The organism is Mesorhizobium sp. WSM3864 (genome assembly GCF_002294955.1).
In the GTDB taxonomy this organism is placed as follows: domain Bacteria; phylum Pseudomonadota; class Alphaproteobacteria; order Rhizobiales; family Rhizobiaceae; genus Mesorhizobium.
Map to the genome: position 1 here is coordinate 384,587 of NZ_NSGD01000004.1, position 12,937 is coordinate 397,523.

11 protein-coding genes are annotated in these 12,937 nt (G+C 63.8%); 7 read left to right on the forward strand and 4 right to left on the reverse strand.

The window, feature by feature from the left end:
* Positions 1–25 precede the first annotated feature (25 nt).
* Positions 26–478, forward strand: coding sequence for a L,D-transpeptidase (locus tag CK215_RS12260; protein ID WP_066990426.1), 453 nt, complete (start codon positions 26–28; stop codon positions 476–478).
* Between the two features lie 199 nt (positions 479–677).
* On the opposite strand, the gene CK215_RS12265 is transcribed toward CK215_RS12260, so the two are convergent.
* Entirely contained in the window at positions 678–3,761 is a 3,084-nt protein-coding gene (locus tag CK215_RS12265) for an efflux RND transporter permease subunit (RefSeq protein ID WP_066990424.1), read from the reverse strand.
* Positions 3,758–5,059: an efflux RND transporter periplasmic adaptor subunit gene (locus tag CK215_RS12270; RefSeq protein ID WP_095828415.1), complete on the reverse strand. Its 1,302-nt coding sequence runs from the start codon at positions 5,057–5,059 to the stop codon at positions 3,758–3,760. Before CK215_RS12270 ends, CK215_RS12265 begins: the two co-directional genes overlap by 4 nt.
* Before the next feature lie 147 nt (positions 5,060–5,206).
* On the opposite strand from CK215_RS12270, the gene CK215_RS12275 reads away from it, so the two are divergent.
* Entirely contained in the window at positions 5,207–5,740 is a 534-nt protein-coding gene (locus tag CK215_RS12275; protein WP_095782469.1) for a TetR/AcrR family transcriptional regulator, read from the forward strand.
* A gap of 165 nt (positions 5,741–5,905) precedes the next feature.
* On the opposite strand, the gene CK215_RS12280 is transcribed toward CK215_RS12275, so the two are convergent.
* Positions 5,906–7,066 (reverse strand): patatin-like phospholipase family protein, encoded by a 1,161-nt coding sequence (locus CK215_RS12280; RefSeq protein ID WP_095831060.1) that lies wholly within the window; start codon positions 7,064–7,066, stop codon positions 5,906–5,908.
* Complete coding sequence (locus CK215_RS12285; protein WP_095831061.1) at positions 7,059–7,841, reverse strand: acetoacetate decarboxylase; 783 nt, start codon at positions 7,839–7,841, stop codon at positions 7,059–7,061. The genes CK215_RS12280 and CK215_RS12285 overlap by 8 nt, the downstream gene beginning before the upstream one ends.
* Positions 7,842–8,059: 218 nt before the next feature.
* On the opposite strand from CK215_RS12285, the gene CK215_RS12290 reads away from it, so the two are divergent.
* The 5 genes from CK215_RS12290 to CK215_RS12310 all read left to right on the forward strand — a co-directional run bounded on the left by CK215_RS12290 (position 8,060) and on the right by CK215_RS12310 (position 12,885).
* Positions 8,060–8,848 (forward strand): 3-hydroxybutyrate dehydrogenase, encoded by a 789-nt coding sequence (locus CK215_RS12290; RefSeq protein WP_095831062.1) that lies wholly within the window; start codon positions 8,060–8,062, stop codon positions 8,846–8,848.
* 166 nt (positions 8,849–9,014) lie between these two features.
* Positions 9,015–9,833 carry a chromate resistance protein ChrB domain-containing protein gene (locus CK215_RS12295; RefSeq protein WP_095831063.1) on the forward strand — a complete coding sequence of 273 codons (819 nt, stop codon included), beginning with the start codon at positions 9,015–9,017 and terminating at the stop codon, positions 9,831–9,833.
* The gene (gene chrA, locus CK215_RS12300; RefSeq protein WP_095831064.1) at positions 9,830–11,218 is read left to right on the forward strand and encodes a chromate efflux transporter; all 1,389 of its coding nucleotides are present in this window, start codon (positions 9,830–9,832) and stop codon (positions 11,216–11,218) included. The genes CK215_RS12295 and chrA overlap by 4 nt, the downstream gene beginning before the upstream one ends.
* Positions 11,219–11,318: 100 nt before the next feature.
* A complete protein-coding gene (locus tag CK215_RS12305) occupies positions 11,319–12,203 on the forward strand; it encodes a dihydrodipicolinate synthase family protein (protein ID WP_095831131.1) in 885 nt (294 codons plus the stop codon).
* A gap of 22 nt (positions 12,204–12,225) precedes the next feature.
* Entirely contained in the window at positions 12,226–12,885 is a 660-nt protein-coding gene (locus CK215_RS12310) for a GntR family transcriptional regulator (RefSeq protein WP_095831065.1), read from the forward strand.
* Positions 12,886–12,937 lie beyond the last annotated feature (52 nt).

Here is a 12,937-nt window from a genome sequence, read left to right on the forward strand (position 1 = left end):
ACCGGCAAAAGAGAGAGGGATCGTCATGCATACCGCCATTTCAGCCAAGCTCATCCACGTCACCGCCGCCGCGCTCACCGGCGCGGCTTTGCTCTTCGGCAGCAACGCCGCTCATGCCAACCAGCTCGTCGCCCGGGTTTCGCTGTCGCAGCAGATCATGGAAGTCACGGTCGACGGCCGGCCGACCTTCACCTGGAAAGTGTCGACGGGCGACAGGGGGCACATCACGCCGACAGGGTCATTCAAGCCGACCCGCATGCATGAGATGTGGTATTCGAAGAAATACGACAATGCGCCGATGCCGCATTCGGTCTTCTTCAGCGGCGGCTATGCGGTGCATGCGACCTATGCCATCAAGCATCTTGGCCGGCCAGCCTCGCATGGCTGCGTGCGCCTGCATCCCGATGCCGCGGCCGACTTCTATCAGCTCGTCGAGGCCTTCGGCCCGGGCAACACCAGCATCCTCATCGTAAAGTAACGGGTCAAGTAGCGGGCGGATTGCCGCCTTCAAGCCAGGTTCGACGCAATTCCGGACGGAAGGCCACGGCGAAGTCGCCGAGCAACCGTTCCACACTTTTCCTGGAATTGCTCTGGCGCCGAAGCCGTGGGGCGACCGCCTAAAAAAGAGGCCGGGATTTTCCGGCCTCTTTTTGTTTTTGGAGCAGTCCTGGATTGCTTCAGGTGGGCAGCGCCGGCATCAGCTTCGGATCGGGCTTCTCGGCGAGATGCGGCAGATCCTTGCTGGCGATGAAGGTGTAGAACATGGGCACGACGAACAGCGTGAACATCGTGCCGACCAGAATGCCGGTGAAGATGACGAGGCCCATCGAGTAGCGCGCCGCGGCGCCGGCGCCGCTGGAGATGATCAGCGGCACCACGCCGAGCGCCATCGCGGCCGTCGTCATCAGGATCGGCCGCAGGCGCACCTTGGCCGAGGCGATGATGGCATCGCGGCGCCGCATGCCATGGATTTCGCGCTGCTGGTTGGCGAATTCCACCAAAAGGATGCCGTGCTTGGTGATGAGGCCGATCAGGGTGATCAGTCCGACCTGCGTGTAGATGTTGAGCGTTCCGAGGCCGATATTGAGCGGCACGATGGCACCGAAGATCGAAAGCGGCACCGCCATCATGATGATCAGCGGATCGCGGAAGCTCTCGAACTGAGCGGCCAGAACCAAGTAGATCACGATCACGGCGGCCGCGAAGGCGATCAGGATGGTGTTGCCCTGCTCCTTTTCCTGCCGCGATTGGCCGGAATAGTCGATGAAGAAGGTGTCGGGCAGCGTTTCCCTGGCCAGATCCTCCAGCACTTTCAATCCGTCGCCGGTGGTCACGCCGGGCAAGGGCAGGGCGGAGATGGTGGCCGAGTTCAGCTGGTTGAACTGCTCGATCGCTGCCGGCGAGGCGTTGGTCGAGATATGCACCACCGCCGACAGCGGCACCATCTTGCCGTCGACGCTGCGCACGAAATACTCGCCGAGCTTCGCCGGATTGTCGCGGAACTCCTGCGGCACCTGTGGGATGATGTCATAGCTGTTGGAGTCGCGATCGAACTGCGCCACTTCGGCGCCGCCGACCAGCAGCGTCAGCGTGTTGCCGATATCGGCGATGGGCAGGTTCAGCGCCGCCGCGCGCTCGCGGTCGATGGTGACGGTCACCTGCGGGGCGTCATAGGACATCGAGTTCTGCACGACGATGAAGCGGCCGGAAGCCTGCGCCTTGTTCTTGATCTTCTCGGCCTGGTCGAAGACTTCCGAGGGATCGCCGGTCGAGCGAACCACCATCGAGATCGGCAGGCCGCCGCCCGAGCCGGGCAGCGTCGGCGGCGCGAAGACGAAAGCCTCGACGCCGGCGACCTTGGCCAAGCGACCGGTGATGTCGGCCTGGATCTCCTTCGAGCTGCGCTGCCGTTCGGCCCAGTCCTTGAAGGCAAAGCCGACAAAGGCGCCGTTGGTGGCGCCGCCGAAGGCGACCGCCGAGAACTGCGCCCGCGTTTCCGGAATATCCTTAACAAGACCGAGGATCTGGTTGACGTAGGTCTCGGTGTAATCCGAGGTCGCGTAGCGCGGGGCGGTTACGATGGAAAGCAGGAAGCCCTGGTCTTCCTCCGGCGCCAGTTCGGTCGAGGTCTTGGTGAACATGAAGCCGGTGAGCGCGACCAGCGCGACGACGATAATAAAGGTAACCGGCCTGTTTCTGAGCGAAGCGGTCACGGCCCGCTCGTAGACGCGCTCGACACGGCTGAAGGTGCCGTCGACGATGCGCTGGAAGCGGCCGTGCGCGCCGGCCTTCAAGAGGCGAGCCGACATCATCGGCGTGATGGTCACCGCAATCAGGCCGGACAGCACCACGGAGCCGGCCAACGTGACCGCGAACTCGCGGAACAGCGCGCCGGTCAGACCGCCGGTGAAGGCAAGCGGCGCAAACACGGCGGCCAGCGTAATGGTCATGGCGACGATTGCCGAGAAGATCTCGCGCATGCCGTTGAAGGCCGCCTGCATCGGCGACATGCCGTCTTCCTCCATATGGCGGTGGATGTTCTCCACCACGACAATGGCGTCGTCGACGACAAGGCCGATCGCCAGCACCATGGCAAGCAGCGACAGAAGGTTGATCGAATAGCCTACCGCAAACAGAATGAAACAGACGCCGATCAGCGACAGCGGGATCGTCACGATCGGCATCATCACCGAGCGGAAGGATCCGAGGAAGAGCAGGATGACGAGAATGACGATGGCGACAGCCTCACCGATGGTCTTGAACACCTCCTCGATCGAGGCGCTGATCTGCTCGGTGGAATCGTAGACGATCTCGATCGTCATGCCCTTCGGCAACGTATCCTGGATCACCGGCACGATCTTGTGGATCGCCTCGGCAGTCGTCAGCGGATTGGCGGCAGGCGTCGGGAAGATGGCCAGGAAGGTGCCCGGCTTGCCGTTGAAGCTCACCCTCGTGTCGGTGCTGGCGGCGCCAAGCTCGACCCGAGCCACATCGCGCAGCCGCACCACCTGGCCGTCGGTCGAGCGGATGGGGAGCTGCGCGAAGGCTTCCGGCGTCTGCAGGGTCGAGTGAACCGCGATCGAGGAGACCACATACTCGTTCTGTGTGTTGCCGGGCGCGGACAGGAAATTGGAATTGTTGATCGCAGTCAGCACGTCGGCGGCCGTGGCGCCGCGGGCGGCGAGCCTGACCGGGTCGATCCAGACCCGCATCGAATATTCCTCGGCGCCGAAGATCTGGACATCGGCGACGCCTTCCACCGTCGAGATGCGCGGCCGCACGACGCGCTCGATGTACTCGGTCAACTGCTCCTTCGTCATGTTCGGATTCTGCATCGAAATATACATCATCGCGAACTGCTGGCCGGTGCCCTTGACGATCACCGGATCCTTGGCGGCATCCGGCAAGGTGCCGCGCACGCCTTGAACCTTGGACAGCACCTCGGTCAACGCAACATCGGGGTTGGAGCCGAGCTTCATCTGCACGGTCACCGTGCTCGAAGACGGGCGGCTCGACGAGGTGACGTAGTCGATGTTTTCCGTCGAGGCGACGGCGCGCGCGATCGGCGCGGAGATGAAGCCCTGAATCAGGTCGGCGCTGGCGCCGGGATAGGCCGTGGTGATGGTGATCGCCGTCTCGTCAACCTTCGGATACTGGCGGATCGACAGGTTGAAGATGGCCTGGAAACCCAGGAGCAGGATCATGCAGGCCAGCACCGTCGAGAGGACGGGGCGGCGAATGAAGATATCGGAAAAGCTCATTGCTGAACCTGCTTGTTTGCCGATTTGCTGGGATCAACGGTGTTGTCGACCGCAACCGACATGCCGTTGAAGAGCCGGTTCTGACCGGCGGTCACGACCTGGTCACCGGCCTTCAGGCCTTCGACGATCTCGACCATGCCGTTGTTGCGGCGGCCGAGCTTGACGAAGACCTGCGACAGAACGAGTGCCGGCTGTTGCCCGGTTTCGGCCGGCTTTTGAGCGTTCTCAGCCGGCTTCGCAGCGCTGTCGGCGGCGTTTGCCGTATCGGAGGTCGGCTTCGAGGCATCGGCTTGCGGCTTGGCTGCATCGCCGGCAGGCTTCTCCGCGCCGGACTTCTGATCTTCCGGTTTTGCTGGCGCCGCAGCGCCGGCCTCAGCGGGCTTGGGCGGCACCACCACGAAGACATAGTCGCCGTACAGGCTTGAGGTCACCGCCGTCTGCGGCACCGAGATGACGTTGCTTTCCTCCGGCAACTCAACGCGGATTTGCACGAACTGGCCCGGGGTTAGCTTGCCCTCCGGGTTGGCGACCTCGCCGCGGATCGACACCAGCCGGCTTGCCGGGTCGATCTTGGGATCGATGCCGCGGATGGAGCCGGCAAAGGACATGTCGGCAGCGTTGCTGCCGATCCGCACCGTCTGGCCGATCTTCAGCAGCGGCAGCTGCTGTTCGGGCACGGTGAAGTCGACCCGCATCGTGTCCAGATCCTGGATCGTGACGACTGAGTTGCCGGGCGCCAGATATTGGCCAATGTCGATCTTCGGAATGCCGACCGTCCCGGTGAAGGGAGCTGCGAGTTGCTTTTGGTCGAGCACGGCTTGCAGCTTGTTCACTTGCGCGGCCGATGCGGTCGCCGCCGCGCGCGCGGCATCAAGCGTAGCGTCGGTGCCGACGCCACGCCGCTGCAATTCCAGCGCGCGGGTCAGCGCCGCCTGGTCGGATGCTGCCTGAGCCTTCTGTGCCACCAGATCGGCCTTCTCGACGGCATCGTCGAGCTGCAGAAGCACAGCGTCGGCCGCAACCTTCTGGTTGGCGTGGAAGAGGATGTCCTTGACGATGCCGGCGGTCTCGACGGTCAGGTCGACGCCGCGCACGGCGTTGACGGTGCCGATCGCCTCGACGCCGGGCGTCCAGTTCGAAGGCTTCGCCACGATGGTCGACACTGTCGCCGCCGGCGGTTTCATGGTGGCGAAAAACTGCTTGATCGCATTGTCGCGAAACAGGTTGAAGCCGACGATGCCGGCGCACACCACGGCGAGCAGCAGCAGAATTCCGGTGATGATGAAGAAGCGCTTCACGGATAGTTCCCCTCGAGCCGGCAACCGGCAACGTCAATTGCCGGGACACATATCGACGATAAATCCCGATTTCAAATTGCGGGCGCCTTACTGTACCGTCTGGACGGTCTTGTCAATTCCACAAGGCCTAATGTAAGGGAAGGCGTGATGAAAGCTCGCAGGGCAAACTCGCGCGACAGGATACTTGCAGCGGCAGCCGACGTGGCGCGCGAGGCGGGCCCGGGAAGCCTGTCGCTCGACGCCATCGCCAATCGGGCCGGCGTGTCGAAGGGCGGTCTGCTCTACAATTTCCCGACCAAGGCCAAGCTGATGCAGGGGCTGGTCGAGAATTACCTCAGTGCTTTCGAGCAGGCGCTCGAAGAACGCACGGCCGAGGCAAGCGATGAAAGCGCGCTCGCGGCCTACATACGGCTCTCGGCCGATGATTGCGAGAAGCCGAAACCTTCGGCCTCCTGGATGTTCTCCGCGATCGCCGAGGATCCGGAATTCCTGACGCCGATCAAAGCGTTCAAACGGCAGCTGTTCGAAAGGCTGAAGGGGGAAACGGACGACCTCGGCTCGCTGCTGGTTTGTTTCCTCGCCATCGAGGGGCTACGCAGCATGAATCTTTTCGATTCAGACGTGCTGTCGCAGCAGGAGCACAAGCTCCTGGTTTCCTCGCTGCTCAAGATAGCCGGATAGGTCGCAGGCCTCACATCAGGGGCGGCAAAGACGCTGAGACAAAGACGGCGCCGTTCGCGCCGCCGTCTTCATTTGTATCCAGTGCATGGCGCGAGCGCTCACCGGCAGGCAAAAAGATCCGCCGGACTTTTCCGACGGCGGGTCATACTTGCCGAGTGAAAGGTATCAGGTTGGGTCTTCGCGATGCAGGTCGTGGATGGCGACGCCTTCGACATTGGTCGGCAGCATCAGCCACTGCTTGTGGCGCAGCGTCCGTTCGGTGTCCTCGAGGCCCATCTCCCAGTGCTCGCGCATCGAGGTCCCCGAGAACTCATAGTCCTTGGCGTGGCCTTCGTAGCCTTTGTGCTGGTAGATCAGGTGGACGATGTTGACCACGCCGGCGTCGGAATAGTCGGCAATCAATTCCTTCTCGCCCTCTATCAGAAATTCCGGCGGAACGCGCTTCAGTGCATCGAGCAGCTTCATCTTCAGCGCATGGATGCGCTGGAAATTGTCGGTGTTCTGGCGCGTGCGGCTGGAATACATGATGTCCTTGTGACGCGACAGCACGTCGGCCATGCCGCGCGGCAGCACGTCGCGAGCGCTGAACAGATCGACCTGGAAGACCAGCGAGGTGCGGTCCTCCTCTTGGTCGAGCAGATATTGCAGCGGCGTGTTGGAGACGATGCCGCCGTCCCAGTAGTACTCGCCCTCGATGCGGATCGAGGGGAAGGCCGGCGGCAGCGCGCCGCTCGCCATGATGTGCTCCGGTCCGATGCGCACCTTGTCGGTGTCGAAATAGACGAAGTTGCCGGTCCTGACATTGACGGCGCCGACACTCAGCCGCTTTTTACCGTCGTTCAGAATGTCGAGGTCGATCAGGCTTTCCAGCGTGTCCTTCAGCTCGGCGGTGTCGTAGAAGCTGGTAGCGCCTTCCGCCCCCGGCAGCTGGAACCAGGGATTGGGATGGCGTGGCTTGAAGAAGCCGGGCTGGCCCATAGTCATCGTCATCCACGAAGAAGTGCGGTTGCGGATGTCGCGATAGATGTCGCCTTCGGGCGTATAGGCCCAGATCTTGCGGCCCGAGACCGTCTGCCAGAACTGCTCCAGCCGCTGCAGGCGCCGGCTCGGCTCGTTGCCGGCGATGATCGATGCGTTGATCGCGCCGATCGAGACGCCGGACAGCCAGGTCGGCTCGCAGCCGGCGTCGGACAGCGCCTGATAGACACCGGCCTGATAAGCGCCCAGCGCGCCGCCCCCCTGGAACACCAGGGCGATGCGGTCGTATTGCGCCGTTATTTCCTCGATGGTGGCGGCTGCCGCCGTTTTTGGGGTGCGTTCAAGCACGAGCCTTCTCCGGCTGGATTGCGCTGGTCGCGGACCGGCCGGCGAGATAGTCGTGAACGACCTCGCCCAGTCCGAGCGTCAGATCGGCGGTGAAGTGGACGGCCGAGACCACCTCCAGTACCGGCAGCTTGGCGACGTCGGCCGTGACATGCGGCCGAAGGTCGAGCGCGGCCGGCGCCGCCCAGGCTTCCTTCAGCGTCACGTCGGTGAGGTAGTAACGGACCAGCTCGCAGATGCGCGTGCTGCCGTCGACATGCGGGATGACCTTGACCAGAAAGTTTGGCGCGGCGAGCGAGGCGAGCACCTGGTCGTGGTCGGCCTCGCGGTGCTTGTAGCCCATGGTGCCGGTGGCGCAGAGCACGCTGCCATAGTGGAGGGTGCCGACCACCACTTCGCCCTCATGCACGATCTTGGGGCTGGCCAGCTTCTTCGGGAATCCCCAGAGCTCGCGGCCGCCGGCGATCGGCGCGTCGTCGTCGAGATACATGGAATGGACATAGCTGCCATGTTGTCCGCCGAAGCGCACGGGGATCACCTGACCGGTCTCGGTATAGTCGCCGAAGCCGGTCGAATCCGGCATGCGGATGAACTCATACTTGACCAGCGGCTCATCGATCTCGAGTGGCTTCGGCACGACGGCTTCCAGCGCCTCGCGCGTCGTGCGGTAGGTGATGATGATGTATTCGCGGTCGAAGAAACGGTAGGGGCCTGGCGGAAAGGAAGGGTTGGTAAGCGGCATCGCATAGGCGCGCTTCACGACTTCGGCGATTTCCAAGCTGTTCACCCTTCAGGAATGACACACGCGACACGCACAGGGGATTATGTTGCATGGCACCATGACAGTGCCATGTACGCCCTAGGACCGCCAGCTTCCTGTCGCTCGAACTGCATCACAACATTGTAATCGCACCGAAATATGGGCATGGCATTGTTATGTTGCGACGCACAAACTATGTGCTTCAACAGTCCCTCCCTCCACGTGCGAGATCTGCCATGGGTTCCCTGTCTTCCAAGAATGCGCTCGTCACTGGCTCGACCAGCGGCATCGGCCTTGCAATCGCCCGCGCCTTTGCCGCCGAGGGCGCCAACGTAACCATCAACGGCCTGGGCGATGCCGCGGCGATCGAAAAGGAGCGCGCCGGCATCGAGAGGGATTTCGGCGTCAAGTGCCGCTATTCCGGCGCCAACATGATGGACGGCGGGGCGGTCACCGCCATGATCCGCGAGGCCGAGGAGGCGTTCGGCAGCCTCGACATCCTGGTCAACAATGCCGGCATCCAGCATGTCGCGCCGATCGACGAGTTCCCCGACGACAAGTGGGAAGCAATCATCCGCATCAACCTGCTTGCCGCCTTCTATGCCATCAAGGCGGTGCTGCCGGGCATGAAGAGCCGCAAATGGGGCCGCATCATCAACACGGCCTCGGCCCATGCGCTGGTCGCCTCGCCGTTCAAGTCGGCCTATGTCTCGGCCAAGCACGGCATTGCCGGCCTGACCAAGACGGTGGCGCTGGAAGTCGCGCAGGATGGCATCACCGTCAATGCGATCGCGCCCGGATATGTCTGGACGCCGCTGGTCAAGAAGCAGATCCCCGACACGATGAAGGCGCGCGGCATGACCGAGGAACAGGTCAAGCACGATGTGCTGCTTGCCGCGCAGCCGACCAAGGAGTTCGTCAGCGTTGAGGAACTGGCGGCGCTGGCGCTGTTCCTGTGCTCGGATGCGGCCAAGCAGATGACCGGCACAACCCTGCCGATGGATGGCGGTTGGACGGCGCAGTAAGTGCAGCCTCCAAAGAAGGTGCGGGGCCGCGCCTCCCTCGACAAGAATTCTTGACAATCGCAGGGGAGCGTTCCAGCATCCTGGCTAAGGGGTTCCCCGCGACGACCCCGTGAGGCGTCAGCCCAACGATCGCGTCCAAACTCTCTTCGTTCAGGAGGTGGACGCCATGCCGTCAACAACTCAGATCACAGTGCCGCAGCTTGCCCGACTGGTCGGCTTGCCGGATGCACCTCGTCTCGTCGACGTACGCATCGACGACGACTTTCAAGCCGATCCGCGGCTGCTACCGGCTTCTTGCCGGCGCGACTTCAGAACCGTCTCGACCTGGGCGGCCGACTTCTCCGGATCCAAGATCGTGGTCATCTGCCAGCGCGGAGAGAAGCTCTCGCAAGGCGCTGCCGCGTGGCTGCGCCACGAGGGCATTCCGGCGGAATCGTTGGAAGGCGGTTTCGAGGCCTGGGCCGCCGCCAAGGCGCCGCTGGTCGCGGCCGACGCCATTCCGCCCCGCGACGGTAAGGGTCGCACCGTATGGGTCACGCGTTCCCGGCCGAAGGTCGATCGCATCGCCTGCCCCTGGCTGATCCGGCGATTTGTCGATCCTGGCGCCGTGTTCCTGTTCGTCGACCCGGCCGAGGTGCCCCTGGTCGCGGACCGCTTCGCCGCGGTGCCCTTCGACATCGAAGGCGTGTTCTGGAGCCATCGCGGCAATCATTGCACCTTCGACACGATGATCGAGGAGTTCGGCCTGCGCACCGAGGCGCTCGATCGTCTGGCGCTGATCGTGCGCGGCGCGGATACAGCGCGTCTCGACCTGGTGCCGCAGGCTGCCGGGTTTCTCGCCGCGTCGCTCGGCCTGTCGCGCATGTTCCGCGACGACCTGGAACAGCTCGAAGCCGGCATGCTGCTCTATGACGCTTTCTTCCGCTGGTGCCGCGACGCCACGGACGAGACGCATAACTGGCCGGCTGGGGGTAAGCAACAATGACCGTGCTTGCCAAGGACAGCGCCGCGCAGCCGGTCGGTGTCCCGGCTGTGCCGACCTTCAGTGAAGCGACGCGGCTATGGGCCAAGATCGGCCTGCTCTCTTTCGGCGGGCCGGCCGGGCAGATCGCCCTGATGCACAAGGAACTGGTCGAGGAGCGCCGCTGGATCGGCGAGGAGCGGTTCCTGCATGCTCTGAACTACTGCATGCTTCTTCCGGGTCCCGAGGCGCAGCAGCTTGCCGTCTATATCGGCTGGCTGCTGCACCGGCCGGCCGGCGGCCTCGTCGCCGGGACATTGTTCGTGCTCCCGGGCGCACTGGTCATGCTTGCCTTGAGCAGTTTCTACATGCTCTATAACGACGCGCCGGTCATCGAGGCGCTGTTCTTCGGCATCAAGGCGGCGGTGCTGGCGGTCGTCGTCGAAGCGGTGATCCGCATCGGCAAGCGGGCGCTGAAGAACCGGGTCATGGTGGCCATCGCGGTGGCGGCCTTTCTCGCCATCTATGTCCTCAAGCTGCCGTTTCCGCTGATCGTGCTTGCGGCGGGACTCATTGGCTGGGTCGGCAATCGCTTTGCACCAGGGCTGTTTTCGGGCTCGGCACACGGCAAGGGCAACGCCGCCGCCGACAGAGGCGGCGTGGTCGACCTGATGTTCGAGCGCGGCGAGCTCGGCCACACCGTGCCGACCAAATGGCACGCAGCCCGGACCATCGCCATCTGGCTGCCGATCTGGCTCGGACCGGTGGCCCTGATCGCCGTGCTGGCAGGGCCAGGGAGCGTATGGGCGCAGATCGGCGGCTTCTTCAGCCTGATGGCGGTCGTCACCTTCGGCGGCGCCTATGCGGTTCTTGCCTATGTCGCGCAAGCCGCGGTGACCTCGTTCGGCTGGCTTTCGCCCGGAGAAATGGTCGACGGGCTCGGACTTGCCGAGACGACGCCCGGACCGCTGATCCTGGTGCTGCAATTCGTCGGCTTCGCCGCCGCCTATCGCCATGCGGGTACGCTCAGCCCTCTGCTTGCAGGGTCGATGGGGGCGGCGCTGACGCTCTGGGCTACCTTTGCGCCCTGCTTCTTCTGGATATTCCTCGGAGCGCCCTACATCGAGCAGCTGCGGCAGAACAAGGCGTTGTCGGCGGCGCTCGGTGCGATAACGGCAGCGGTCGTCGGCGTGGTGATGAACCTTGCGCTGTGGTTCGCGCTGCATGTCGTCTTCGGCAAAGTCGAGAGCGTCGGCTGGGGCGTCGAGGTCCCGGTCGTTTCCTCGCTCGACTGGCGCGCGGCGCTGCTGTCGGCGGCGGCGATGGTCGCCATGCTCAGGCTGAAGGCCGGCATGCTGCCGACGCTCGCGGCATCCGCGCTGGCGGGACTGGCTCTACAGGCAGTGTGAATTGTTTCCAGCCGCAGCCAAGCGTGACCGAGAGCTTTGTTTACAACTAACATGTCAGTATGCTATGCCTGCTCGCAGATTGATGAATGGAGAATTGCAGGTGGGTTCGCGCTTTGGTCTGTCGGTTGCGCTCACAACGCCCTTTGATGCAGCCGGGCGGATCGCCGTTCCGCTGATGACCGAGCATGCTAAGGCCTGTCTCGATGCTGGCTGCAGCAGCGTAACGCTGTTCGGCACCACCGGCGAAGGCGCTTCCGTCGGTACGGCGGAGCGGCAGGCGGTCATCGATGCCATGCTTGCGGCGGGCATATCCGCCGACCAACTCGTTGCAGGCGTGCTGGTCGATGCGGCGGAGGACGCTGCCGAGCAGTGCCGCCAGGCGTTGCAGCGCGGCGCCCGCAACATCCTTCTGGCGCCGCCGAGCTATTTCAAGAATGTCCGTGACGATGGGTTGTTCGGCTGGTTCGGCGCCGTGTTCGCCGCGCTCGGTCCGCTAGCCCGCGGCATGCTACTCTACAACATCCCCTCGGTCACGACGGTGCAGCTGTCGCTCGACCTGATCGGCCGGCTTCGCAAGGCGTATCCGGGCGTGGTCGCCGGGGTCAAGGATTCCGGTGGAGACTGGGGCTACAGCGAAGCGCTGCTCAAGACGCATGGCGACCTGATCATCCTCATCGGCGACGAACGGCATCTGGCGCCGGCGGTGCGGATCGGCGGCCAGGGCGCGATTTCCGGCATGGCCAATTTCGCCGCCGGCGAACTGCGCGCCATGATCGAGAGCGGACGCGACGACTCCCGCGTGGAAAGCTTCGTCCTCGAACTGCTCCGGCATCCGGTCATCCCGGCGGTGAAGGCCATGGTGGCGCGCCAAACCGGCGACGAACGCTGGCTGACGGTTCGGCCGCCGCTCGTGCCGGTAGCCTTGCAGGAACGGCAGCAGCTTGGCGCCGCTTACGACAGGCTGTTTGCGACACAGGCAGCCTGAACCGGGGAGGGCGCTGATCGGCATGGACGACACGAGCGAACCGGCAACCCTCAGGGAGAAGGCCTATGCCAGCTTCACGCGGCATCTGCTGGCCCGCGACCTCAGGCCCGGCCAGTTCGTTTCGCAGCGCGAGCTGGTCGCCTTCACCGGCCTGCCGCTCGGAGCCATCCGCGAGATCGTGCCGCGGCTCGAGGCCGAGGGACTGCTGACCACCATACCGCAACGCGGCATGCAGATCGCGCATATCGACATCAGCCTGATCCGCGAGGCTTTCCAGTTCCGCCTGTTCATGGAGCGCGAGGCGGTCGCGCTGTTTGCCGTCAACGCGTCCGACGCCGAGATTGCGGGTCTCAGGCGCGAGCACGAGGACATGCTCGCCCAAGCGCTGGCGCAGACCCCGACCCCCGAAATGGAAGCCAAGGCCCAGAACATCGACTGGGCTATGCATGACACCTTCATCAGCGCGCTGGGCAACGAGATCATCGCCAAGGCCTATCTGGTAAATTCGGTGAAGATCCGGCTCATCCATCAGGAGCGGTTCCGCATCGACGGTCGCGTCGTGCCGGTCATGCGCGAGCATCTTGCGGTGATCGAGGCCCTGGAGAAACGCGATCCGCAGATGGCGGTCGAGGCGATCAGCCAGCACATCGACAATGCGCGCCGGCTGGCGCTGCAGATTTGAGGAAGCAAAACCGCGCCGCAATCGTCGTGGCGTAATCGACAACGACAACCGG